We start from the raw sequence: 22,576 nt of genomic DNA on the forward strand, positions 1-22,576 counted from the left end.
GTGATCGTCGATGGAACTGGTACAGAATCTTCTCCTCGGTCTTTCCGTGGTCCTCACGCCCCTCAACCTGCTCTGGATGGTGGCAGGCTCCGTTCTGGGGACGGTTCTCGGCATGCTGCCCGGCCTCGGTCCGACGACGGGCATCGCCCTTCTTCTCCCCCTGACCTTCACCATGAGGCCCGAGACGGCCCTCATCACCATGTGCGCCGTCTACTACGGCGCCATGTTCGGCGGCTCGCGGAGCTCCATCCTCCTCAACGTTCCCGGTGACGGCGCCGCCGTCGCCTCCTGCTTCGACGGCTACCCCATGGCCCAGCAGGGACGGGCCGAGGCGGCCCTGGCCATATCGGCCATCGCCTCCTTCATCGGCGGCCTCATCGCCACCGTGGCCTTCGTCCTCGTCGCCATCCCCGTGGCCCGCTTCGCTCTTCGCTTCGGCCCTCCCGAGTACTTCATGCTCATGGTCTTCGCCCTCTCGGCCACGGCGGCCATCTCGAAAGAGGCCCTCTTCAAGGGCTTCGTGTCGCTCCTTTTGGGGCTCATGATCTCCACCGTCGGCATCGACTACCAGACGGGCGTCCTGCGCTTCACCTTCGGCGTCATGGAGCTCCAGACGGGCATCGACTTCGTCGTCGTCATCATCGGCATCTACGGGCTGGGCGAGGTCTTCAAGAACCTGGAAAACATCGCCTCCGGCGGCGGCCTTCAGGCGATCCAGAAGAAATTCGGTCGCATCTGGATCACGATGGACGACTGGAAGCGCTGCATCGGTCCCATCCTGCGCCAGACCCCTCTGGGATTCATCGTCGGCGTCCTCCCCGGGGCGGGGGCGACCATCGCCGCCCTCATGGCCTACAACAACGAAAAGCAGCTCTCCAAGGAGCCCGAACGCTTCGGCAAGGGGGCCATCGAGGGTCTTGCCGCCCCCGAGGCGGCCAACAACGCCTGCTCCGTGGGCGCCCTCATCCCCATGATGACCCTGGGCGTTCCCGGGTCGGGGACGACGGCCGTCATGCTCGGCGCCCTCATGATCCTGGGCCTCCAGCCCGGGCCCCTGCTCTTCCAGCAGCACGCCGACGTGGCCTGGGCCGTCATCGTCAGCATGTTCCTGGGCAACGTCGTCTGCGCCGTCGTCAACATCCCCCTGGCGGGACTGCTCGTGCGGGTTCTGGCCGTTCCCCCCAAAATCCTCTATCCCGTCATCGTCGCCCTCGCCTTCGTCGGCGTCTACACCATCAACTTCAGCGTCGTCGAGTTCGTCCTCCTCATCCTCTTCGGCCTCGTCGGCTATGCCATGAAAAAGTACAAGATCCCGACGGCGCCCCTCATCCTCGCCGTCGTCGTCGGCTCCTCGATGGAGCAGAACTTCCGCATGGCCCTCATGCTCTCCGACGGGCGGTTCTCCGTCTTCTTCCGCAACGGCATCTGCTGGACCCTCTTCGTCCTGGCCATCGTCTCCATCGCCTGGCCCTTCATCTCTTCGGCTCTGAAGGAGCGCAGGGCCAGAGCCTGACGGTCGGAGAGTCACCTGGAATTTCTCTGAAAAGGCAAGGGGCAAAAGGGGCCGCCTCGAGGCGGCCCCTTTTGCCCCTTCTACGCTTGGCAGACCGATGGGTACGCGGTAGGATTCAAGTACCCGAGGAAAGCGTCTCCGGGGGAGAACTCCGTCCGGGCGAGGTCGGGGCTCGCCCTGCAGGGGACGTCTTTCTCTGCATCGACGAAACGAAACGGCTCGGGCGCGCTGTCGCCCAAGGAACCACTGAGGGAGGAGAATTCATGCTCGAACGTTCAAGAGGACGCCTGCGTCCGCTGTTGTTGCTGTTTCTGCTCTGCCTCGTCACCCTTGCTTTGGGCCGGCGGGTCTGGGCCGACGAGGTCCTGACCCTTGAGAAGGCCCTTGCCCTGGCCGAGACCCACAACGGACAGATCGTCGCCGCCCGGGAACAGGTCCGCCAGGCCGAGGCCGTCTCTCGGGGCGCGGCCTCCAAGATGGGGCCCAAGCTCGATGCCTCCGTCGCCGTCATCCGCTACAACGAGGAGCCTCGCAAGGCCGTCGTCGGCGGCGGAGGGGGCTATATCCAGGATTCCTTCAAGGAGACCTGGAAGGCCGCCCTCACCCTCACGCAGATCCTCTACAGCGGCGACACCCTTCAGGCCAACCTCCAGGCCTCCCGTCTCGAGGCCGAAGGACTTCGGTCGCAGGAGCTGCGCACCGTTCAGTCCGTCCGCAACGCCGTCTGCAGCGCCTATTTCGGATTCCAGCAGGCCCGGGCGACTCTCGTCGTGGCCGAGGAGGCCATCGCCCTCGCCGCCGAGCACAAAAAAGACGCCGAATCGCTTTTCAATAACGGCCTCGTCGCCAAGAACGAGCTTCTCCGTGCCCAGGTGGCCCTTTCCGACGCCGAGCTGGACCGCATCCGTGCCGCCAACGCCGTCAATACGGCCCGGAAGGCTCTGGAGCGGACCGTCGGCGTCGCCTTCGAGCCCGCGACGGTCTTTCCCGAGCCCCTCGTCGATCTTCCCGAGTTCGCCCTTCCCGAGCTTGTCGAGGCCGAAAAGAAGGCCCTCGTCTTTCGGCCCGAGCTGAAAGCCCTCGAATCCTCCAGGGGAGCGGCCGAATTTCTGGCACGGGCCGCGGCCGGACAGGCCAAGCCCCAGGTCGCCCTCGAGGTCGAGGCCAGTGACGTCGGCGACAGCTTCTACCCCGACGTGCAGGATCAGTGGAAGGTGACTCTGGCCGCCCAGTGGCGCCTCTTCGACTCGGGCGAGGTCCGCGCCAACGTCGACAAGGCCCGCAGCGCCGCCGCCGAGGTCCTTGCCCGCATGGACGACCTGCGCCATCAGATCTCCCTCGAAGTCTCGACGGCCCGCCTCGACCTCGATTCGGCCCTGCAACGTCTCCGCGTCGCCACGGACCAGGTGGCCCTGGCCGAGGAGGATCACCGCATGGCCCTCAAGCGCTACAAGGCCCAGGTCGGCACCAACCTCGACGTTCTCGACGCCCAGGTGGCCCTGACCAACTCGCGGACCCAGCTCGTCCTGGCCGTCTATGACGCCTTTCAGGCCGATGCCGACCTGACCTATGCCATCGGCGACGAGCCCCTTGCTCCCATGGAGGGAGATGCCCCCGTGGAATGAAACGCCTGCTGGTTCTCCTGGCCTTCGTGGCCCTCTTCGTCGGCCTCATCCTCTTCCGAGGCCTTCAGGAGCGCCGTCTCGCCGGTGAACCGGAGGAGAGCCCCCTCCCCGTCGACGTGACGAAGGTCGAGGAGCGGCTTTTCAGGGAGATCGTCTCCTTCGTGGCCGATATCGAGGCGACGGAGAGGGCCGCCGTCGTGGCCAAGCTGCCGGGACGGACGGTCCTTTCCGTCGCCGTCGACGTCGGCGACGTCGTCCGTCGGGGCGATCTCCTGGCCACGCTCGACGACAGCCTTCTCGCCTCGGGCCTCGCCCAGGCCGAGGCGACTCTGGCTCAGGCCTCGGCCGCCCTCCGGCGGGCATCGGTCCAGGAGGAGCGGGCCCGCCTCGACTTCGAGAGATTCGCCCGTCTCCTGGAGGAAGAGGTCATCAGCCGTCAGCGCTACGACCACGCCAAAGGGGATTACGAGGCCTCTGCGGCTATGCGGGAGGAGGCCGAGAAGGCTCAGGCCCGAGCCCGGGCGGCGCTGGAGGAGCTGCGGACTCAGATGGGCTACCACCGCATCGAATCGCCCATCGACGGCGTCGTGGCCCGACGCGACATCGATCCCGGAGACAGTTCGAACCTCTCCGGTCCGGCCTTTGTCATCAACAGGCAGCACGAGGTCAAAGTCCGAGGCGCCGTCGACGAGAAGGCCTTCGTCCGCATCGCCAGAGGCCAGAGGGCGACGCTCTCCGTCGATGCCCTGGGAGAGGCGGTCTTCGAGGGCGTCGTGAGTCGTCTTTCTCCCGCCCTGGAAGGCGCCACGCGGACGGGAGAGGTGGAGATCGTCCTCGACGACGGCGGCGGCAGGCTCCGCCCCGGTCTCTTCGCCCGCGTCCGTCTCTTCCTGGGAGAACGCCGGGGCGAGGCCCTTCCCCGCGAGGCCCTCTTCCGCCTCGAAGGAACGGGCGAAAGGGCCTGCTACGTCGCCGACGGGGGGAGGGCCCGCCTGCGCCTCGTCGAAACGGGACTGGAAGAGGGCGACTGGGTCGAGATCGTCGGGGGGCTCTCAAGGGAAGAGGCCGTCGTCATGACCCGATCGGGAAGCCTGCGCGACGGAACCCTGCTGGAGGTGTCCCGACGTTGAAGCTGCCCGGACTGGCCGTCAGGCGGTCGGTGACGACGACGGTGGCCTTCGTCGCCGTCCTCCTCCTGGGCCTGGTGGCCCTCAGGGGCCTCAAGCTGGACATGCTCCCCAAGATCGAGCCGCCCGTCGTCACCCTCCTCACGACCTGGCCCGGCGCCTCGGCCGAAGACGTGGAGCAGCGCATCTCGAAGGAGATGGAGGACCAGATGGCCCTCATCGAGGGCGTCGACGAGATCCAGTCCAAATCGGTCGACAACCTCTCCGTCGTCTCCGTCAGATTCACCTGGGACGTCGACCTCGACGTCAAACTCGGCGACGTCCGCGACGCCGTCACCTTCGCCAAACGAGAACTTCCCGCCGATGCCGAAGAGCCCATCATCCTCCGCGTCTCCTCCGGAACGGTCCCCGTCGTCCAGATGGCCCTCACGGCCGAGCGCTCCTTCCCCGCCCTTCGCCACTTCGCCGACAAGGTCATCGTCGAAAACCTCAAACAGGTCCAGGGCGTGGGCCAGGTCCTCCTCTACGGGGGGCGGGCGCGCGAAATCGCCATCAACGTCGATCTGGAACGTCTCGAGGCCTACGGCCTCTCCCTGGCGGCCCTGGCGGCGGCCCTGGACAGAGAAAACCTCAACCTTCCCGCAGGCACGCTCAAAGAGGGGGGGCTCGAATACCCCATCCGCGTCCCGGGCCGATTCTCCTCCGTCGCCGAAATCGGCTCAGTCGTCGTGGCCGTCGTCGACGGCCGTCCCCTGCACCTCGGCGACGTGGCCTCCGTCGTCGACGGCTACAAGGACGTCGACGTCAACGGCTGGATGGGCGAGCACCCTTCCGTCGTCCTCGTCGTCCTCAAGAACAGCGACGCCAACACCGTCGAGGTCACGCGCGCCGTCGAGGCCCGCATGGCGGAGATGAAAAGGCGTTTTCCCTCGGACCTGACCTACTCCGTCGTCTTCAACACGGCCGACTACATCATGATGTCCCTCCGGAATCTGACGACCTCCCTCGGCCTCGGCATTCTCCTCGTCTTCTTCGTCACCTGGGCCTTCCTTCAACGCCTTTCGGCTTCTCTCGTCGTCTGCACGGCCATCCCCCTCTCGCTTATCGCGACCTTCATGGCCATGAGACAGCTCGATTTCACCCTCAACATCATGACCCTGTCGGCTCTGGCCGTGGCCAGCGGCATGGTCGTCGACAACGCCATCGTCGCCACGGACCAGATCATCCATCACCTGGAACGGGGCGAGCGGAGCCCCGTCGCCGCCGTCCTGGGCGCCGAAGAGGTGGGATCGGCCCTCGTCGCCTCGACTCTGACGACGGTCGTCGTCCTCCTTCCCATGGCCTTCGTCAGCGGACTCGTCGGCGTCTTCTTCTCGGCCCTGGCCCTCGTCATGGTCCTGGCCGTCGTCGCCTCCCTCGTCGTGGCCCTAACCCTCGTCCCCGTCCTCGCCTCGCGGTTTTTCCAGAAGGAGGCGCCCCTCTCCACCCTTCAGCGAGGGGCCGAAACCTTCCTTCGCCTCCTGGAAAGAGGGTACGGCGAGTTCCTGCGATGGGCCGTCGACAACGGGAAAAAAATCCTCGCCGTGGCCCTGATCCTTTTTTCCCTCACCGTCGTCGGCTTCCGCCGCGTCGGAACGGAACTGACGGCCGATCCCGACACGGGCGAAATATCCATCTCCTTCCGCCTTCCCGAGGGGACGAAAAACGAAGTCACCGACAGACTGGTCCGCGACATCGTCGCCTACTGCGAGGCCAACGTGGCCGAGGCCCGGTGGGTCTTCGGCTGGGACGGACAGACCGAAGAGGGCTACGGCATCGCCACGGGACAGGAAGAGGGGCCCAACGTGGGCACCGTGGGCCTCAAGCTCGTCGACAAGGCCGACAGGGACCGTTCGGCCTTCGACGTGGCCCAGCAGATCCGGACCTGGCTTGCCGCCCGGCCGGGAATCGAGCGCATGACCGTCTACGTCTCGTCGCCCGTCAAGGCCATGTTCCTGGGCTCCAAACCCCTCAAGATCGAAGTCTACGGCGATGACCTGAAGGAGGTTCTGGCCGTCGCCCGGCTCCTCGGCGAAAGGGTTCGGGCCGTCCCGGGGGCCGTCGACGTCACGCTGAGCCAGAAGCCGAACCGGCCCGAGATCCATGTCGGCGTCGACAGGGAGAAAGCCGCCCTTCTTGGCGTCTCGACGGCCTCCGTCGCCGCCTCCCTCCGGGGCTACTTCCACGGCCACGAACTCGAAGAGAGCTACTGGGAAGGCGAAAACGACTACCCCATCCGGGTCCGCCTCAACGAGGCCGACCGCAACGACATGGATGTCCTTCGGCGGCTTTCCGTTCCCTCCGCTTCGGGTGGTTTTCGACGCCTCTCCTCGCTGGCCGAGGTGAAACCGGCTCAGGGAGCGCCCGAGATCGACCGCAAGAACCGCCGCCGCGTCATCTCCGTCGAGGCCAACGTCCACGGCCGCTCCCTGGGGCAGGTCACGGCCGACGTGAGGGCCTCGCTGAAAAAACTCGACCTGCCTCCATCGGTCTCGATCCGCTTCGGCGGCGAAGTGAAGGAACAGGCCGACGCCTTCGCCCAGCTCTCCCTCATGGCCCTTCTCGGCGTCCTTCTCGTCTACATGGTCATGGCCGGCCAGTACGAGGCCTACCTCGACCCCCTCGTCATCCTCTTCAGCATCCCTTTCGCCCTGACGGGCGTCGTCTTCGCCTTTCTCCTGACGCAGGTCAACCTCTCCATCCAGGGCTTTCTGGGGATCATCATGCTCATCGGCATCGTCGTCAACAACGCCATCGTCCTCGTCGACTACGTCAACCTTCTCCGGGCCCGGGGAACTTCCCTGAGAGAGGCCCTTTTCGAGGCCGGAGAGAGACGTCTCCGGCCCGTTCTGATGACGACGCTGACGACCTTTTTCGGCATGCTTCCCATGGCCGTCAGCAGGGGAGAGGGAGCCGAAGTCTGGCGGGCTCTGGCCCTCTCCGTCATGGGAGGGCTTCTCTTCTCCACCTTGGTCACTCTCGTCCTCATCCCCGTCCTCTACGACCTCGTCGAAGAAAAAATCCGCAGAAGGCCCCGTTTTCAGGAGCTGAAGGAGGCGAAGCGCCTTGAAGGGACTGTGGATCTTCTGTAACGAAAGCATCTCCGAAGAGGTGATCGCTCTTTTCGAAGAGGGCGGCGTCGAGGGCTACACGGCCTGGCCCGCCGTCCTGGGCTGTCACCGCGGCTGCAAGACCCGCTGGAACGACGCCGTCTTCCCCGGCAGGAACTGGGCCTTCTTCGTCGCCGAAGAGGATTCCCTCATCGCCGGCCTTGTGGAAAGGCTCAAGCTCTTCAAGGGACGGGACGAGATTCATCGGGCCGGAATCAGGGCCTTCGTCCAGCCCCTGGAGGAGAGGCTCTGACCGCTTTTCGAGGGGCGGAGCGGCTGGAGGGACCTGCGCTCTTTGACGGCCCCTCATCTTGGGCTATAATACGGAGGCGTCGAGCCGGTGTAGCTCAGCTGGTAGAGCAGCTGACTTGTAATCAGCAGGTCGCCGGTTCAAGTCCGGCCGCCGGCTCCATTCAGGTTCCGGAGGTGTCCTAGCTTTTCTCAGCGGCGCTTTTGTCTAGCTCCGTCGAAAAGGCAGGGAGGAGACGCTCCGCCCTTGTTGACAGGCCTGAAAGTCTGGGGTAAGATACCTCAGGTCCGGTGAAGAGGGGCTTCTGTCTCTTTTTCGTGCAGGGATCAATGTGGTGGGATGGCCGAGTGGTCAAAGGCAGCAGACTGTAAATCTGCCGGCTAGCGCCTACGTAGGTTCAAATCCTACTCCCACCACCATTTCTGTGACTATAGGCCGACTTAGCTCAGTAGGTAGAGCACATCCATGGTAAGGATGGGGTCTCCGGTTCGAGTCCGGAAGTCGGCTCCAACTGCAATCACTGGCCCCCTCTCTGCGCCGAATGGCGTAGGGAAGGGGTCATGTTTTTACCCTTCCTCCCCTTGCTTTCGGTAAAAAGAGAGGAGGAATGTCAGCTATGTCGCCCTCATCGTCCCTCGTCACACTGAAAACCCCCTACCGAGACGCCACCGCCGCCTTGGACGCTTTCCTCGCCATCCGCAAGGCGGAAGGGGTCTCCCCGGCCACTCTGGAAAACTACCGGCACACCGTCGGCCTCATCCTCAGGGAGCATCCTGATTTTCTCGAACGCCCCAGAGAGGCCCTTCTGGCCTTCGTCTCCGACGCGGACAACGATTGGACGCGGTTCACCCGGCTCAAGACGCTCCGGGTTTTTTGTGCGTTCCTCGTCGAAGAAGGGATTCTCGACGCCGACCCCGCACGTGGAATCAAGGCACCCATGCCGCGAAGGAAGATCGACGCTCCCTCCATGGAGGCCGTGAAGGCCTTCCTGAATGCCCTCGACGGGAGTCATTTCGCCGAGCTCCGGCTGAAGGTCATGCTCTTCGTCGCCCTCGACACGGGCCTCCGCCGGGGAGAGCTCTGCGGGCTCAGGAAGGACAATTTCGACGCCGAAGGGCTTCTCCTCACCGTCCGACCGGAGACGTCCAAGACTCGCACGGGACGGGTCGTCCCGGTCTCGCCGCAGACGGCAAGGGAGATACGGCGCTTCGTGGCCCTTCACCTCGCGGAGTGGCGGACTCCTTGGCTTTTTCCGACGGAGACAGGGACGAAGCTGGCGCCGTCAGGCCTCGGGCAGCAGATCAGGAGAGCCTCGGCCCGAACGGGGTTGAAGCTCAAGATTCACGGACTGCGCCACCTCTGCGCGACGGAGTTTCTGAGGGAGACGGGCAACATCGTGCTCACCGCGCAGCTGCTGGGGCACACCTCCATCTCGACAACGAGCCGATTCTACGAGCACCTGACAATCTCCGACCTCCAGGAGGCCCATGGGAAGGCCGCCGTCGTCTCGTCGGTCCTTGAGAACCCTCGGAAGAGGAGCATTTCCCCAAAAAAGCGGCCACATCGCCGATAAGCCCACCAGAATGCCCGTAGACGAAGGGGGTGGCCGTCAAGGTCTAATTGGTCCTGTCTGCCTGAAGTCGCCCCGCTGTGGGGCATCCAGAAACGTCGTCCATGAGACGACAAGCCGCGAAGGAGGAATTGCCATGTTGATCGAATCGAAGAGCGCCCTGCTGGGAAATGTCATCATCGACCCCGACAAACGCCTGCTTTTTATCGAAAAAGGGACACCCGACGGCGGCCCGCTCCTGATGCAGCTCCCGGACGAGCCCGGACAGTGACCGAGTAGACGAGACGGCCTCCCTTCGGGGGGGCCGTTTTTTGACTGGCCAACATCAGGATTGATGACGCTGGTACGGTCGTTCTACGGTCGTACAACGGACGTACAACGGACGTTCTACGTTCGTACAACGAACTGTCGAGGATTCCTCGACGGTTGGGCGCCCCATGGGGGTCGGCATAGGGTATCCGTGAGGAATCGGGCATCACTAGCAGTGATACCCTCTCGGCGTGCACGGGGGGGGGCCTCTGTCTGCGGACATCTGGATTTGTCTGCAGACAATTTCAACCGACCCCTTGGCGCGCGGGGATTGTGGTTCCATCGTGAAACGCGATGGTATCCGCCGCTGCCCGCTCCAAGGGTACGAAACGGATTCGCCCCCTTTTTCGTGGCGCCACGAAAATGCTCCCAGCCACACGGGGGGCACTGGAACCCCTCCGAGACGAAGTAGACCCCCTGTGGGGCATCCTGAGCCCCGTATCGGAGAAGTCTCGCCGTCAGGGCTCCTCCGAGCCTACGAGGTCGACGCTCTCAGCGCCGTGTTGAACGGCTCCCTCGGTTTTTCCTCCGCAATTTTCAGCAATTGCGCGTGTTCGGACATGGTCAAATCTCGCTCGCCATGGACAACGCGCTGCATCTCGGCCTCACCCAAAAGTTTCTCGCAGTCGAAGTAATCGCACCCGTGCCGTCGAACATCCGCATATCGTTTCTGGATCACGTTCATTCCAGTTCCTCCTCTTTCCTCCCGTTTGAGCTCCCATCGCTAGGAATAAAATTCACGACGATGCTCGGAGCTTCCAAAGTTCGGTTTTCGATCCTGTCAAGGAAATCGCCTTCGCTTCGGGCAAGCAGCTCGCTTGCTCGAAGTCGGTCCTTCAGGTCTCTTTCTTCGTCCCGCATGACCGCAGACCAAAAACTCTGCCGTTCCTCACGGTCGGCGACAATGGAATTTATCTTCCGGGAAATTCGTTTTTCCAGGGCCTCCCTGATTGCGGGATGCTTCATCAGCTTGTCACCATTCGACCCGGCCCATTTTTGGGAATAACCCGCAGCGATGGCCGCCCGCGTCGTGTTCCCGTCATAAATCTCGACGAAAGCCCTTTGCTTCGGCGTCAAACCCATTCCCGCGCCCCCTTGTCCAGGACCTTTCATCGGGGAGCCTCTCCCACGACGGCTTCCCAGGTTCGCAGCAACGCGAGTTCGCACGCCGCGGAGATCTTCGCCTTCCGCAGCCGGGCCAGCCGAGCCTCGTGGTCGGCCTTCACCTCGGCGCTCTGCGCTTCAAGCCAAGCCGCCATGTCGATCGGTTTTTCCATTCGATTGGTGCTCCTCTCTGTCCGGGCATCCGGCGAACCGCCGGGGGCCACTCCTCCGCGAAGGAGAAGACCATCGACAGGTTCTATCTTCGAAACCTCGTCCGGGACAGCGGGACGGCGGGACGGCCGGACACCCTTATAGGGGGGTGTCCCGGGGCGTCCCGCTACGTCGTCCCGTTCGCATGCCGGGACGGCGGGACACACCGGGACATGTCCCGCTATGTCCCGGTGTCCCGCTTCGTCTGTTCTCCGTAATAAAGCGACTTGGGCTCTTTGTTCCAGGGGGTCGGCCACAAGGTAAAGCCCCTTTTCGACTCGGAGGCAGCCACGTGCGATGAGCCCGTCCCGTGCTCGCTGAAATTGCTTTCGCTTCGCGTCAGGGCTGTCTCCCGTCGCCACCGAGTAGAAAACCGGCCGCCAGGCTTCCAGGTCGAGGCACGCGGTCCCGTCGACGATTTTGCCGTGACACTCAAATGCCGACCGGTATGACCGCAACGCCGCACGCTGAAGCTCCGACAGAGCCTTTTCCCCCTTCGCGGGGCCTTCGGCCTCGACCAGGACGGCGGACGTGATGCCCGGTTCAATTTCGACGTCCCGAAGTTCAAAGTGCAGATCATCGAAAGCCGCCCCGTCTTTCCTCTTGGCCGATCGAACGGACAGCGATTTCCCCGGCACCCCCTCGACAAGCATTTCCGTGTCGAGCGCCCCTCGGAAGGCCGACGAGCCACGGGACCGGCTCTTGTCGCCGTGTCCGGAGTGATGGACGACCAAAACCGTGCACTCGTAGCGCGACCTTAGGCCATCGAGCGCCATGATGAAACGGCCCATGTCGGCTGAGCTGTTTTCGTCGCCGCCGGAAAAACTCCGCGCCAAGGTATCGACGACAACCAACTTCGGCGCTCCGACTCGGTCGGCCACCTCCTCGACGGCCAGGCCCACCTCGGCGGCCGAAGCCGCGTCCAAGAGCGCCGGGGGCTGAGTGCTGACAAAAATCGGCGCACCGCGAAGAGAGACTCCGTTGTGGCGCTCCCAGGCTGCGCGCCGACGGGCCAGCCCGGCGAAGCCCTCGCCGGCCAAGTAGACCACCGGGCCTGGTTCGACGGGCCGCCCGTGGAAGGGCGTCCCGGACGCGATGCAGAAGGCCATGTCCAATGTGAAGAAGCTTTTTCCGCTACCTGACTCGCCGAAGGCGCTGGCCAGCGAATCTTGTTCAAGTAGACCCTCGACAAGCCACTGGGGCTCTCTGGCTTCGAGCTCCCCGAAGGGGACGAGGTGGAAGCCGCGGGGTTTTCCCTTCGCGGGCCGCGGTCGGTTCTGCCAGGCTTCGACGATGGCCTCCGGACCTTCCCCCAGGAACACGTCGCCCCAGTCTTTGCCACCGCCACCCACCGGGATGAAAGGTTCTGCCCCGGAGTCATCGGCAGCGCGTCGCCCCGCCGGGTCGGCATCGGTCGCGGCAATGATGGTCGCCGACGTCCGACCTCGAAGTTCCCGGACGACTGCGGGCACCCGGCTGGCACTGAAGGCCACGACGACGGGCAAGCCCAGCGCCTGACGAAGGGCTACCCCGGTTCCCAAGCCCTCGGTGACAAAGACGTGCTCGGCCTCCTCCAGGCTCCCCAGGGGGAAGGTTTTCATGTGTGACCCCTGCTGGAAGCGCTTCCGGCCGTCGGGAGCGATTTCCTGGATTCCGACGAGCTGACCGGAAAAATCCCTCGAAGGGACAAGCAGATTGCCCCTGTCGTCAACCCTCAGGCCAGGGACCATCTCCAAGCCCTTCTTGGCCAGGTAGGGATGCCCACGGGCCTCTGAGGCCTCGTCCCAGCGGCGTTGGATGGCATCGCCCTGAGCTTCCACCTTGCGGACCGGGGCCAGGCTCGGCGCGTGTCCCTCCCAAGGCGGCGGGTCAATGCCCAGGCGCTCAGCCAGGGCGGTCAATTTTCCGCTGTCGCCGCCCCAGTCTCGGAAGCACTGCTTTTCGGCGTTGATGAAAAAGGACGCCGTTTTTTCCTCCCTCAGCGGGCTGCGAACCAAGTATTCAGCGGGCTTGACCCACCGCCCGCCGGGGAAATTGTCTTCGACCCAGGATCTGAGGTCGGCGCTCATCTCAGCCACCACGCCGCGAGCACGGACAGGGGTTCGCCCACGCGACAGGCCCGTCGCGCCAGGAGCGCGCCACGGGAAGTAGTGAATTTTAGTTTGATGAAAGGGGAATTATTGAATGGAGAGGTGGCCCCGAAGGGCCGGGGCAAGGGGGCTGGGTCGTCGTCGTCGTCACCAGGGCCGGGGCAGCTTGCCGGGCCGCCTGTGGTCGCTTCTTTTTCTCGGATCACGGTCCGGACTGCGCGGGAGATTTTTCGGATCACGCGAAGGAAGGAAGCTCTCGCTTTCGCGGCTTCACGCTGCCAGAAGCGGGAAAGCCGGAATTTCCGAATTATCCGCTTGACCATGGCAACTGGACGTTCGAGTCTGGTTCCTTCGGCTTCTCGTTCGGCTTTAAGCTTTGCGTTGAGCTCGTAAATGTTCCCCTGAAAATTCATGCGCGTAGTGGTTTCGCAAGTATTTCTTGCTGATTCCATGTCGTTTGCCCCCCTAAGCCGCGTCCTGAGCGTTTCCGCCCTTGAGAAGCCCGTACCGCACGCTTTTTTGACCCCGGACAAGCACAAAGGCGGTTTTTATCTGATATCCATCCGCCCGAAGTTCCCGAACGACGCCCTTCAGGTCTTGGACGCCAAAAGAGGCCGCCATCGCGTTCCCCACGGGATGTCCCGTCGACAACAGACCAAGGATGATTTTTTTGTCACGGTCCATTCATGCCACCTCCATTTTCTCTTCGCGGCTCGTGGTCAGGAAGTATCTCGCCACGTGAGCCCCACTTTCGACGGAAATCATTTCCTTCTCGACGGGAAATCCCATTTTCTTCAGCTCCGCGATTCGTGACGCCAATCGGAGACATCCGAACCGCGACAACGCCTCCAAGGACGTGAGCGATCTTCCATCCCGGAGCCACCCCAGGACCTTTTGACGCTGATTTTTCGTTCGGCTCATCGGCAATTCCAGCTCCTTCCGGCCTCGCGGGCCATCAAAACGGTCCCTGCTGGCCCCGTTGGGCGGTGTTGGACACGTTGGGCGAAAAGGATTACTTCAGGTCATCCTTAATTATAAGCAGTGCGCGACTTCTTCGCAAGGCCTAGCGAAGCCATTTTCGAAAATTCCCTCTACAGGCGCGCCGTAGAACTCCGAGAGCGTCTTTTGGTGCGCCTCTCGACAGTAGAGCCGCCTGTTTTCGAATTGGCTGATCAGTGAAGGATGAATCCCGATCTCGCCCCCCAGCGCCCGGACCGTCAAGCCTGCTTCAAGCCGCAGGGCTTTCAACATCGTCAGCATTTTGGCATCCTCCTCTCAAAAAAAAAGACGGCTTCCGCGAAGGGAGAACCGCCTTGGCATGAAAAACGGACCGGAGATTTTCCTCCGATCCGCGTGCGCAGTATAAGCTTACAATCCTTTTTTTGAAAAAACAACTGTCGTTTGTGGTGTCGTTTATGACGTCATTCCTACTGCTTTTTTACAGGAATTTGTAGAAATCCCCGCTCCGGCCAGGATTTCATCGGCCATCCCCTCGATGGCCAAGCGAAAATACGTGACCAAAGTTTGTCGCGTTTTGCCGTATTTCGAGATGAGTGGGCGCCAGCGGGATTTTTTATGGGACACGGCGGGGAATTTCCGGATGAAGCCGATTTCAACGAAGCGGCTCCAGTCTTGCGGATTGGCACGACCCCAGCGCCCGACCCCGGACACGATGGAGGGCCAGCCTCCGATGGCGACCAGGACCTTCGCGAAGGGGATGCTCGGCCTCCGGAGCACCCGCGGCCAGGCCTCCAAGACCTCCTCAAGCTCCTCGGACGTCGGCTCCGGCCAGTCGCCGACGAGACGGCGAAACCCGCCTTCCACCTGAACCGTCGCTTCAATCAGGTACACAAGGGGCCGTTTCACGTGGAACCTCCTTGTGAAAAGTGTCCCACGAGGGGAGAGCCGGGCTCTCAGAATGCCCGGAGAAGGCCCGGAGAAGAGGGTTCCCTCTTCGCGGGAAGACCTCATCCCTATTGTAAAAAAGACTCGTTCGTGGCATGATGGAAAAATCAAGTGCCGCCCCTTCGAGGTTTACATTTCGGCCATCGGGAGCGACGGCGTCCAGTCGCCCGGAAGTCGAGACGGAAGGGGTCATGGACGGATTTCGGCAAGGGACCAGAAGGGACAAAGCCAGTGTTTGCAAGGGTTCACGAGGCCGACTTAGCTCAGTAGGTAGAGCACATCCATGGTAAGGATGGGGTCTCCGGTTCGAGTCCGGAAGTCGGCTCCAGTGTCTGCGAGGGTCCGGGCGGTTTCCGTCCGGGCCTTTTCTTGCACTCACCCTCCGTACTCCCTCCGTACTCCCTTCGTCGTTGTCCTCTTTCCCGGACGTTCCCGAAAAAGATTCGTTGAAGCCTTTCGGAATAGATGAGATCATTGACGAGGTCCGGGGCTGACGGCGACGGTTGTCTCTGTCGCGCTCCGCCCTGCGGCGGGCGCTTCGGCGGGTTCTGCCCGGCCCCGGTGCATATGGAGGAGGTCGTTTCATCGTGAGAACGTTGGGAAATATCCTGTGGCATTTCCCCTTTCTGGGGTTCGTGAACGCCATCGTCGTCTACATCTGCGGCCTGATTCTGACGGTGACCGTCGTGGCGGCTCCCATCGGCCTGGGCCTGATGGAATTCGGCAAGTTTCTCTTCGCTCCCTACAGCCGGGCCATGGTGAGCCGATCGGACCTGAAGACCGATCAGAACGGCCTTTGGCAGGCCTATTCGACGCTGATCATGATTCTCTACCTCCCCCTCGGCGTGCTGCTGAGCCTGATGGCCCTCGTTCAGGTCGTGGGACTTCTTCTGTCCCTCGTCGGGATTCCCGTGGCCCTCGTCGTCGCCAAGTCCATCGGCACCTATTTCAATCCCGTCAACAAGGTCTGCGTCCCCCAGGCCGTGGCCGACGAGATCGAGAGGAGAAAGAATCAGGCGGTGATCGACAGACATCTCGGCTGAGGCGACGGTTTTGCCCCGGAGGGGGTTTCCTGAAAGGGACGGAGGCGAGGTGTCGCCGTCGGAAGTTCCGAGGAGGAGCCGCCGATGCGGGAGGGACGTTTTCCGGTATAAAATGCCGCCCGATCGGTCAATTCTTCCGTCGGTCTTGCTCGTCCCGATGGGATAGGATGGGTACGATTTCTCCCGTGTCCTCCCGTCTGTCCGCCCCTCTGTCGGGCGGCTTCGAAGGGGGAGACGGACCGAGGAGGGGTTTCCGTGGCCTTCCCTTTTTATCCGACGCGCTTCCCCGCTCCCCTGTCGGACGTGATGCAGCACGTTATCGCCCGTCCCGGCCAGTACCTGATCCACATGGTCCTGCGGTTCGACGGCCTGCTCGACGAAAATCGCCTTCGACGCGCGGCCTTTCGCCTCGTCCGAGTCGTCCCCGTCCTGGGCTGCCGCCTCGTCGAGGAGGAAGATCGGTTCTTCTGGGAGCCTTCCGACATCGGCCCCTTCTCTCCTTTTTCCCTCGTTCTCACGGCCGACCCGGAAGGGGATTCCGTGCGGTTCGTCAAGGAACCCCTTCCGCCCCAGTCCCCCTTTCGTTTCCGTCTGGCCCTTTTCCGCTCTCCCCGGAGTGGGGACCGGCTCGTCTTCAAGATCGATCATGTCTGCTGCGACGGCCGTGGGCTCCTGCGCTGCCTCGCCCTTCTGGCCTCGCTCTATGCCGATCCCCTCTGCGTTCTCTCTCCCCTCTCTCCCGGACGGGATTTCGCCCGCCGCGGTCTTATTCCCGTCCTTCAGGCCCTCTCGAAGGAGACCTTTCTGGAGGCTCTTCCTGAAGGGGATTCCCCTCCCTCTCCGCCCTGGGGCTTTCCCTTCCGGGACCTTCCTCCGGAAGGGCCCGATTTCGTCCTGCGCGTCGTCGAGCGCGACACCTTCCGCCGCCTTCGGGCTTGCGGGCAGAGGCGGGGCTGCACCGTCAACGACCTGCTGCTGACGGCCTACTACCGGGCCCTTTTCGATGTCCTCGTCCCCGAAGAGGGGTGCCCCATGGCTCTCGGGGTGACCGTCGATCTGAGGCGCTACCTCGACGAGCCTTCGGGCGCCGTCGCCAACAGAACGGGCGTCGCCTTTGCCTCCCTTCCCCGCATCGCCGCCGAATCCTTCGCGGCCACGCTCGCGCGCGTCGCCGCGGTCATGGAGACCCTCAAAGGCCGGGGACCCGGCCTGGCGACGGCCCTTTTGTTCGAGATCCTTCCCCGGTTGGGAGTGACGGCGGCCCGATCCTGGCTCGAGGGAAGGGGCCGATCGGGCGATGAAGGCGCCGCGCCGCCCCTTCTGTCCAACCTGGGCGACGTGACGACCCCTAGAGGGGCGGTCCTGCGCTTCGGCGACGTGGCGGCGCGGAGCGCCTTTCTCCTGGGGCCCGCCCTGGCTCCTCCCGATTTTCTCCTGGTGGCCTCGACCTACGACGACGAGCTGACCCTCTCCGTGGCCTTCCAGAGCCCCTGTTACTCCCGGCCGGCTCTCGAGCCCTTTCTGGCTCTTGTCGAGGCGCAACTCCTTCTCTTCCTTTCGCCGTCCCCTTCCTGAAGGGGTGTGCGAGGGGCCCTCTTGACGGTCTCGACCTCCGTGGCGTATTGTTGACTCCCGGGACAGGATCCTGTCGCGGCTTTGAGCCGTTGTCCTGCCCTCTCCTTTCTCTCGCAGACGAGTCGTCGCGTCGGGGAGGCCATAGCGGATGGAAGCGGGAAGATCGCCCGATCTTTCCGGTCCGGTGCAGGGAGGTCCTCTCCGTTTTTCCCGGTTCGGCGAGGGGCCTTCTTCCGTCTCTGGGGCTATGGTACAATCACCTGCGGAAGATCGAGGCCGAAAGGCTTCTTATTAATGCTGCATCTGCCCTTTATCGAAACCAATGCGAGGAGGTCTCCCCTGAGATGGCAAAGGAGCATTTTGCAAGAAACAAGCCTCACCTGAACATCGGAACGATCGGCCACATCGACCACGGCAAGACGACGCTGACGGCGGCCATCACCTACGTGCTCTCCAAGGCGGGATTCGCCGACTTCACGGCCTTCGAGAACATCGACAAGGCGCCCGAGGAGCGTGAGCGCGGGATCACGATCAACATCGCCCACGTGGAGTACCAGTCGGAGAAGCGGCACTACGCGCACATCGACTGCCCCGGTCACGCCGACTACATCAAGAACATGATCACCGGCGCGGCGCAGATGGACGGGGGAATCCTGGTCGTCTCGGCGGCCGACGGTCCCATGCCGCAGACGCGGGAGCACGTTCTGCTGGCCCGTCAGGTCAACGTGCCGGCGCTGGTCGTGTTCATGAACAAGGTGGACATGGTCGACGACGACGAGCTTCTGGACCTGGTGGAGATGGAAGTGCGCGATCTCCTGGGCAAGTACGAGTTCCCCGGGGACGACCTTCCGGTCGTGCGCGGATCGGCGCTGAAGGCCCTCGAAGGTCCCGGCACGAAGGGGGACAAGTGGGCGGACTGCATCTGGGAACTGATGGACGCCTGCGACAATGCCATTCCGGAGCCGATCCGCGACACGGAGAAGCCCTTCATCATGCCTGTTGAAGACGTCTTCACCATCACCGGGCGCGGCACGGTCGTGACGGGCCGTATCGAGCGGGGCATTCTGAAGTCGGGGATGGAAGTGGAAGTGGTGGGCATGCGGGACACGCGCAAGACGGTCTGCACGTCCATCGAGATGTTCCGCAAGATCCTCGACGAGGCGATCGCCGGAGACAACGTGGGTCTTCTTCTGCGGGGAATCGGCAAGGAAGACGTGGAGCGCGGTCAGGTCATCGCCAAGCCGGGCTCGATCCTGCCGCACAAGCACTTCTACGCCGAGGTCTACGTCCTGAAGAAGGAAGAGGGAGGCCGCCACACGCCCTTCTTCTCGGGATACAAGCCCCAGTTCTACTTCCGGACGACGGACGTGACGGGGGAGATCAAGCTGGCCGAGGGCGTGGAAATGGTCATGCCTGGAGATAATGCGACGTTCGAGGTGAAGTTGATCGTTCCCGTAGCTCTGGAGCCGGGCCTGCGCTTCGCCGTTCGCGAAGGGGGCCGCACCGTCGGAGCCGGTGTCGTCACCGAAATCCTCGACAAGTAAAAACAGGGAACGGAGCGAAATGAATGGCTGATACCGTCGGACTCCAGTGCACGGAGTGCAAGCGCCGCAACTACGTCACCACCGTCAACAAGAAGAAGCAGCAGAAGAAGCTCGAGAAGAACAAGTTCTGTAAGTGGTGTGGCAAACGCACCTTGCACAAGGAGACCAAATAGGGTAGAATATCCTCTGCGCGCAGGTCCGTAGCTCTAACTGGCTAGAGCATCGCACTCCAAATGCGAGGGTTGCAGGTTCGAATCCTGCCGGGCCTGCCATTTTATATGGCGGCGCTGCACAGAGAAAAGACGGGGGGCCGAGGTTGTGAACAAGATCCTCGACTTCGTCCGCGAGGCGAAGGCAGAACTCAAAAAAGTCACATGGCCCGGCCGGCAGCAGGTGTGGTACTCAACGCTCGTCGTCATCGCCGTCACCTTCATGGTGGCCGCCTATCTGGGAGTCGTTGACGTCCTGCTCACCGCAGTTTTTTCGAGCCTGGTTCGGTGATCCGGCGGCCGGCAAGGCCGCTTTTTTTATGTCAGACTAAGGTCGGCGGGGGAGGTGAGGGGACCCGATGGTCCTTCAGAAGGCGGGCGTGAATTCGTTGGATCGGCGCTGGTACATCATTCAGACCTATTCCGGCTACGAGAATAAGGTCATGGCCAATCTGGAGCAGCGCATCGCCACGATGGGCATGGAAGACCGCATCTTCAATGTCCTCGTCCCCGTAGAGGAAAAGGTCTCCGTCAAGGAGGGGAAGACGAAGCGCACGAAGCGCAAGGTCTTTCCCAGTTATGTTCTTGTGGAGATGATCCTCGACGACCAGTCCTGGTACGTCGTCCGTCATACTCCTGGCGTGACGGGTTTTGTCGGCGCTGGCAACCACCCCATTCCCCTTTCGGAGCGAGAGGTCAACGAGATCCTGGGCAAGGTCCAGCAGGAGCAGGCCAAGCCCAAGATCGAAATCGACGTTCGTCCCGGCGATACGGTCCGCGTCAAGTCCGGTCCCTTCGAAGGGCAGGTCGGCCCCGTGGTGGAAGTCCTTCACGACAAGGGCAAGGTCAAGTTCTCCGTCACCGTCTTCGGCCGAGAGACCGTCGTCGAAACAGACTATGCGGAGCTGGAAAAGCTCTAAATCCCATACATCGCTTCAGCGCGGCCTCAGTCCGCGCCCTGTGTTCTTTAGGAGGGACCCCAGCGAATGGCAAAGAAAGTGGTAGGTCAGATCAAACTGCAGCTGCCGGCGGGCAAGGCGACGCCGGCTCCCCCCGTGGGACCGGCTCTCGGTCAGCACGGCGTCAACATCATGGAGTTCTGCAAGCAGTTCAACGCCAAGACGGCCGATCAGCCGGGAATGGTCATTCCCGTCATCATCACCGTCTACGCCGACCGGAGTTTCACCTTCATCATGAAGACCCCTCCGGCCAGTGTCCTTCTCAAGAAGGCCGCCGGCATCGAGAGGGCCTCGGCCGAGCCCAACAAGGTCAAAGTCGCCAAGGTGAGCGAAGATCAGGTCCGCGAGATCGCCCAGCTCAAGATGGAAGATCTCAACGCCAACGACATCGACGCCGCCATGATGATGATCAAGGGAACGGCCCGTTCCATGGGAATCGCCGTCGAGGGCTAGCCCCTCGACGAACCAGATCCCAGACCGTGGAAGGGGTCCTTTGGGGCTCCGCTCGGACCACAGGAGGTCATTCATATGTCCAAGAAAAGCAAGCGCTACCAGGAACTGTCCAAGAAGGTCGACAAGAATAAGCTCTACGGCCTTCAGGAGGCCCTTGACCTCGCCAAGGAGACGGCGACGGCCAAGTTCAACGAGAGCGTCGAGCTCCACGTCCGCCTCGGCGTCGATCCCCGCCATGCCGATCAGCAGGTCCGCAGCACCGTCGCCCTGCCTCACGGCACGGGCGTCGTCAAGCGCGTCCTCGTCATCACCGACGGGGAGAAGCTCAGGGAGGCCGAAGAGGCCGGGGCCGATTTCGTCGGCGGCGAGGATATGGTCCAGAAGATCCAGGGGGGATGGCTCGATTTCGACGCCGTCATCGCCACGCCCGATATGATGCGCGTCGTCGGTCGTCTCGGCAAGATCCTCGGTCCCCGGGGCATGATGCCCAGCGCCAAGGCCAACACCGTCACCGACGATGTGGCCGGTGCCGTCAAGGAGATCAAGGCCGGCCGCGTCGAGTTCCGCGTCGACAAGTTCGGCATCATTCACAACTCCATCGGCAAGGCCTCCTTCGAAGGGGCCCAGCTCTTCGAGAACGTCAAGTCTCTCCTCGGCGCCATCGTCAAGGCCCGTCCCGCGGCCGTCAAGGGGACCTACATCAAGAGCCTGACCGTCTCCACCTCCATGGGAGCGGGCATCCGCGTCGACGCCCCTCAGGCCCAGAAGGACATCGCCTAGCCTCTCTCCTTCCGGCGCAATTCTCATCGCGTTTCGCTTCCGGGGCTTGAGACAGCGGGTGCGCTTCGTGCGCTTAATGATCCCGCCGAGGTCCAGGAACGTCTGACCGCTTCGACCCTTCCGAGGGTTTTCGTCGGTACGATGTCTCCTGGGTAATCTGCCCGGGAGACATTTTTTTGAAGGGGGTGAATTCATGCCGACAGAGTTCAGAAAACAGCAAGTCGCCGATCACCTGGAGAAGCTCCAGCGTTCCGAGGCGGTCTTCGTCTGCGAGTACCGCGGCCTCTCCGTGGCCCAGCTCACGTCGATCCGCGCCAAGGTCCGCAAGGCCGGAGGCGAGATGAAGGTCTCCCGAAACACGCTCATGGCCATCGCCCTTACCGAGGCCGGTCTCCCCGTTCCCGAGGCGCTCATGGCCGGTCCCAACATCTACTCCTTCGCCTTCGAAAACGCTCCGGCCGTCGCCAAGGTCCTCAGCGAGTTCTCCAAGGAGAAGGGCAACGAGAAGCTCGTCGTCAAGGGCGGCGTCCTGGGACAGACCGTTCTCGATGCCGCCGGGGTCACGGCCCTGGCCGACCTTCCTCCTCGCGAGGTCCTTCTCGCCCAGGTCGTCGGAACGATCGCCGCGCCGCTTCGCGGTCTCGTCACCGTTCTTTCCGGCCCCGCACGGGGACTCGTCACCTGTCTCAGCCAGCTCAAAGAGAAAAAGGAAGCCGCTTAGCTCCCTTGTCGAGGAGTGCCTGAGGGCCTCCTGAATCCCAAAAGAATCTCCAAGGAGGAACTGCCATGACCCGCGAAGATCTCATCAAGGCTATCGAAGAAATGTCCGTTCTCGAGCTCTCCGAGCTCGTCAAGGAGCTCGAGGAGCGCTTCGGCGTCTCCGCCGCCGCTCCCATGGCCGCCATGCCCATGATGATGGCCGCCGCCCCCGCCGCCGAGGTGGAGGAGCAGACCGAGTTCGACGTCATCCTCAAGGCCGCCGGCGCCAACAAGATCGGCGTCATCAAGGTCGTCCGCGAGCTGACGGGCCTGGGCCTCAAGGATGCCAAGGACCTCGTCGACAACGCCCCCAAGGCCGTCAAGGAAGGCGTCGAGAAGGCCGAGGCCGAGGATGTCAAGAAGAAGCTCGAAGAGGCCGGCGCCGACGTCGAGATGAAGTAG

24 protein-coding genes and 5 tRNA genes are annotated in these 22,576 nt (G+C 63.0%); 22 read left to right on the forward strand and 7 right to left on the reverse strand.

Annotated elements, in window-relative coordinates:
• The first annotated feature begins 10 nt into the window (after positions 1 to 10).
• The 10 genes from KAR29_RS02715 to KAR29_RS02760 all read left to right on the forward strand — a co-directional run bounded on the left by KAR29_RS02715 (position 11) and on the right by KAR29_RS02760 (position 9,505).
• Positions 11 to 1,513, forward strand: coding sequence for a tripartite tricarboxylate transporter permease (locus tag KAR29_RS02715; RefSeq protein ID WP_274374115.1), 1,503 nt, complete (start codon positions 11 to 13; stop codon positions 1,511 to 1,513).
• 263 nt (positions 1,514 to 1,776) lie between these two features.
• Positions 1,777 to 3,138: a TolC family protein gene (locus KAR29_RS02720; protein WP_274374116.1), complete on the forward strand. Its 1,362-nt coding sequence runs from the start codon at positions 1,777 to 1,779 to the stop codon at positions 3,136 to 3,138.
• Positions 3,135 to 4,268, forward strand: a complete 1,134-nt coding sequence (locus KAR29_RS02725) for an efflux RND transporter periplasmic adaptor subunit (protein ID WP_274374117.1) — start codon at positions 3,135 to 3,137, stop codon at positions 4,266 to 4,268. The genes KAR29_RS02720 and KAR29_RS02725 overlap by 4 nt, the downstream gene beginning before the upstream one ends.
• Positions 4,265 to 7,396 carry an efflux RND transporter permease subunit gene (locus KAR29_RS02730; protein ID WP_274374118.1) on the forward strand — a complete coding sequence of 1,044 codons (3,132 nt, stop codon included), beginning with the start codon at positions 4,265 to 4,267 and terminating at the stop codon, positions 7,394 to 7,396. The genes KAR29_RS02725 and KAR29_RS02730 overlap by 4 nt, the downstream gene beginning before the upstream one ends.
• Positions 7,371 to 7,667 (forward strand): PG0541 family transporter-associated protein, encoded by a 297-nt coding sequence (locus KAR29_RS02735; protein ID WP_274374119.1) that lies wholly within the window; start codon positions 7,371 to 7,373, stop codon positions 7,665 to 7,667. The genes KAR29_RS02730 and KAR29_RS02735 overlap by 26 nt, the downstream gene beginning before the upstream one ends.
• Before the next feature lie 83 nt (positions 7,668 to 7,750).
• Positions 7,751 to 7,826 (forward strand) — tRNA-Thr (locus KAR29_RS02740).
• Between the two features lie 171 nt (positions 7,827 to 7,997).
• A tRNA-Tyr gene (locus KAR29_RS02745) sits at positions 7,998 to 8,083 on the forward strand.
• Between the two features lie 15 nt (positions 8,084 to 8,098).
• Positions 8,099 to 8,174, forward strand: a tRNA-Thr gene (locus tag KAR29_RS02750).
• Positions 8,175 to 8,280: 106 nt separating this feature from the next.
• Positions 8,281 to 9,237, forward strand: a complete 957-nt coding sequence (locus tag KAR29_RS02755; RefSeq protein WP_274374120.1) for a tyrosine-type recombinase/integrase — start codon at positions 8,281 to 8,283, stop codon at positions 9,235 to 9,237.
• A gap of 133 nt (positions 9,238 to 9,370) precedes the next feature.
• A complete protein-coding gene (locus KAR29_RS02760) occupies positions 9,371 to 9,505 on the forward strand; it encodes a hypothetical protein (RefSeq protein ID WP_274374121.1) in 135 nt (44 codons plus the stop codon).
• A 513-nt stretch (positions 9,506 to 10,018) separates the two neighbouring features.
• On the opposite strand, the gene KAR29_RS02765 is transcribed toward KAR29_RS02760, so the two are convergent.
• The 7 genes from KAR29_RS02765 to KAR29_RS02795 form a co-directional block, all read right to left on the reverse strand.
• Positions 10,019 to 10,228 carry a hypothetical protein gene (locus KAR29_RS02765; RefSeq protein ID WP_274374122.1) on the reverse strand — a complete coding sequence of 70 codons (210 nt, stop codon included), beginning with the start codon at positions 10,226 to 10,228 and terminating at the stop codon, positions 10,019 to 10,021.
• On the reverse strand, positions 10,225 to 10,626 hold the full coding sequence (locus tag KAR29_RS02770) for a terminase small subunit (protein WP_274374123.1): 402 nt from the start codon (positions 10,624 to 10,626) through the stop codon (positions 10,225 to 10,227). The genes KAR29_RS02765 and KAR29_RS02770 overlap by 4 nt, the downstream gene beginning before the upstream one ends.
• Positions 10,627 to 10,652: 26 nt before the next feature.
• Positions 10,653 to 12,938, reverse strand: coding sequence for an AAA family ATPase (locus KAR29_RS02775; RefSeq protein WP_274374124.1), 2,286 nt, complete (start codon positions 12,936 to 12,938; stop codon positions 10,653 to 10,655).
• A 474-nt stretch (positions 12,939 to 13,412) separates the two neighbouring features.
• Positions 13,413 to 13,631, reverse strand: a complete 219-nt coding sequence (locus KAR29_RS02780) for a hypothetical protein (RefSeq protein WP_274374125.1) — start codon at positions 13,629 to 13,631, stop codon at positions 13,413 to 13,415.
• Positions 13,632 to 13,868: a helix-turn-helix domain-containing protein gene (locus KAR29_RS02785; RefSeq protein ID WP_274374126.1), complete on the reverse strand. Its 237-nt coding sequence runs from the start codon at positions 13,866 to 13,868 to the stop codon at positions 13,632 to 13,634.
• A 111-nt stretch (positions 13,869 to 13,979) separates the two neighbouring features.
• Positions 13,980 to 14,207 carry a helix-turn-helix domain-containing protein gene (locus tag KAR29_RS02790; protein WP_274374127.1) on the reverse strand — a complete coding sequence of 76 codons (228 nt, stop codon included), beginning with the start codon at positions 14,205 to 14,207 and terminating at the stop codon, positions 13,980 to 13,982.
• A 153-nt stretch (positions 14,208 to 14,360) separates the two neighbouring features.
• Positions 14,361 to 14,813 carry a hypothetical protein gene (locus KAR29_RS02795; RefSeq protein ID WP_274374128.1) on the reverse strand — a complete coding sequence of 151 codons (453 nt, stop codon included), beginning with the start codon at positions 14,811 to 14,813 and terminating at the stop codon, positions 14,361 to 14,363.
• Positions 14,814 to 15,104: 291 nt separating this feature from the next.
• Between KAR29_RS02795 and KAR29_RS02800 the strand changes: the two genes are divergently transcribed.
• From KAR29_RS02800 to rplL, 12 genes are all read left to right on the forward strand, one after another.
• Positions 15,105 to 15,180 (forward strand) — tRNA-Thr (locus KAR29_RS02800).
• A gap of 259 nt (positions 15,181 to 15,439) precedes the next feature.
• Entirely contained in the window at positions 15,440 to 15,895 is a 456-nt protein-coding gene (locus KAR29_RS02805; RefSeq protein WP_274374129.1) for a YccF domain-containing protein, read from the forward strand.
• A gap of 255 nt (positions 15,896 to 16,150) precedes the next feature.
• Positions 16,151 to 17,470: a hypothetical protein gene (locus KAR29_RS02810; RefSeq protein WP_274374130.1), complete on the forward strand. Its 1,320-nt coding sequence runs from the start codon at positions 16,151 to 16,153 to the stop codon at positions 17,468 to 17,470.
• 344 nt (positions 17,471 to 17,814) lie between these two features.
• Positions 17,815 to 19,014 (forward strand): elongation factor Tu, encoded by a 1,200-nt coding sequence (tuf, locus tag KAR29_RS02815; protein WP_274372696.1) that lies wholly within the window; start codon positions 17,815 to 17,817, stop codon positions 19,012 to 19,014.
• Positions 19,015 to 19,037: 23 nt separating this feature from the next.
• Positions 19,038 to 19,187: a 50S ribosomal protein L33 gene (gene rpmG, locus KAR29_RS02820; RefSeq protein WP_274374131.1), complete on the forward strand. Its 150-nt coding sequence runs from the start codon at positions 19,038 to 19,040 to the stop codon at positions 19,185 to 19,187.
• A 21-nt stretch (positions 19,188 to 19,208) separates the two neighbouring features.
• A tRNA-Trp gene (locus KAR29_RS02825) sits at positions 19,209 to 19,286 on the forward strand.
• Between the two features lie 46 nt (positions 19,287 to 19,332).
• Complete coding sequence (secE, locus tag KAR29_RS02830; protein WP_274374132.1) at positions 19,333 to 19,515, forward strand: preprotein translocase subunit SecE; 183 nt, start codon at positions 19,333 to 19,335, stop codon at positions 19,513 to 19,515.
• Between the two features lie 67 nt (positions 19,516 to 19,582).
• A complete protein-coding gene (nusG, locus tag KAR29_RS02835; protein ID WP_274374133.1) occupies positions 19,583 to 20,143 on the forward strand; it encodes a transcription termination/antitermination protein NusG in 561 nt (186 codons plus the stop codon).
• A gap of 66 nt (positions 20,144 to 20,209) precedes the next feature.
• A complete protein-coding gene (gene rplK, locus KAR29_RS02840; RefSeq protein ID WP_274374134.1) occupies positions 20,210 to 20,635 on the forward strand; it encodes a 50S ribosomal protein L11 in 426 nt (141 codons plus the stop codon).
• A 75-nt stretch (positions 20,636 to 20,710) separates the two neighbouring features.
• Positions 20,711 to 21,415: a 50S ribosomal protein L1 gene (gene rplA / locus KAR29_RS02845; protein WP_274374135.1), complete on the forward strand. Its 705-nt coding sequence runs from the start codon at positions 20,711 to 20,713 to the stop codon at positions 21,413 to 21,415.
• A gap of 193 nt (positions 21,416 to 21,608) precedes the next feature.
• The gene (gene rplJ / locus KAR29_RS02850; protein WP_274374136.1) at positions 21,609 to 22,136 is read left to right on the forward strand and encodes a 50S ribosomal protein L10; all 528 of its coding nucleotides are present in this window, start codon (positions 21,609 to 21,611) and stop codon (positions 22,134 to 22,136) included.
• Positions 22,137 to 22,201: 65 nt separating this feature from the next.
• On the forward strand, positions 22,202 to 22,576 hold the full coding sequence (gene rplL / locus KAR29_RS02855; RefSeq protein WP_274374137.1) for a 50S ribosomal protein L7/L12: 375 nt from the start codon (positions 22,202 to 22,204) through the stop codon (positions 22,574 to 22,576).

Source organism: Aminithiophilus ramosus, assembly GCF_018069705.1.
Lineage (GTDB): Bacteria > Synergistota > Synergistia > Synergistales > Aminithiophilaceae > Aminithiophilus > Aminithiophilus ramosus.

Bases quoted from the DNA above. Each gene is read 5' to 3' on its own strand.
- KAR29_RS02715 (WP_274374115.1), top strand. From the start codon at position 11: ATGGAACTGGTACAGAATCTTCTCCTCGGTCTTTCCGTGGTCCTCACG.
- KAR29_RS02720 (WP_274374116.1), top strand. From the start codon at position 1,777: ATGCTCGAACGTTCAAGAGGACGCCTGCGTCCGCTGTTGTTGCTGTTT.
- KAR29_RS02725 (WP_274374117.1), top strand. From the start codon at position 3,135: ATGAAACGCCTGCTGGTTCTCCTGGCCTTCGTGGCCCTCTTCGTCGGC.
- KAR29_RS02755 (WP_274374120.1), top strand. From the start codon at position 8,281: ATGTCGCCCTCATCGTCCCTCGTCACACTGAAAACCCCCTACCGAGAC.
- KAR29_RS02760 (WP_274374121.1), top strand. From the start codon at position 9,371: ATGTTGATCGAATCGAAGAGCGCCCTGCTGGGAAATGTCATCATCGAC.
- KAR29_RS02765 (WP_274374122.1), bottom strand. From the start codon at position 10,228: ATGAACGTGATCCAGAAACGATATGCGGATGTTCGACGGCACGGGTGC.
- KAR29_RS02770 (WP_274374123.1), bottom strand. From the start codon at position 10,626: ATGGGTTTGACGCCGAAGCAAAGGGCTTTCGTCGAGATTTATGACGGG.
- KAR29_RS02780 (WP_274374125.1), bottom strand. From the start codon at position 13,631: ATGGACCGTGACAAAAAAATCATCCTTGGTCTGTTGTCGACGGGACAT.
- KAR29_RS02785 (WP_274374126.1), bottom strand. From the start codon at position 13,868: ATGAGCCGAACGAAAAATCAGCGTCAAAAGGTCCTGGGGTGGCTCCGG.
- KAR29_RS02790 (WP_274374127.1), bottom strand. From the start codon at position 14,207: ATGCTGACGATGTTGAAAGCCCTGCGGCTTGAAGCAGGCTTGACGGTC.
- tuf (WP_274372696.1), top strand. From the start codon at position 17,815: ATGGCAAAGGAGCATTTTGCAAGAAACAAGCCTCACCTGAACATCGGA.
- rpmG (WP_274374131.1), top strand. From the start codon at position 19,038: ATGGCTGATACCGTCGGACTCCAGTGCACGGAGTGCAAGCGCCGCAAC.
- nusG (WP_274374133.1), top strand. From the start codon at position 19,583: ATGGTCCTTCAGAAGGCGGGCGTGAATTCGTTGGATCGGCGCTGGTAC.
- rplK (WP_274374134.1), top strand. From the start codon at position 20,210: ATGGCAAAGAAAGTGGTAGGTCAGATCAAACTGCAGCTGCCGGCGGGC.
- rplA (WP_274374135.1), top strand. From the start codon at position 20,711: ATGTCCAAGAAAAGCAAGCGCTACCAGGAACTGTCCAAGAAGGTCGAC.
- rplJ (WP_274374136.1), top strand. From the start codon at position 21,609: ATGCCGACAGAGTTCAGAAAACAGCAAGTCGCCGATCACCTGGAGAAG.
- rplL (WP_274374137.1), top strand. From the start codon at position 22,202: ATGACCCGCGAAGATCTCATCAAGGCTATCGAAGAAATGTCCGTTCTC.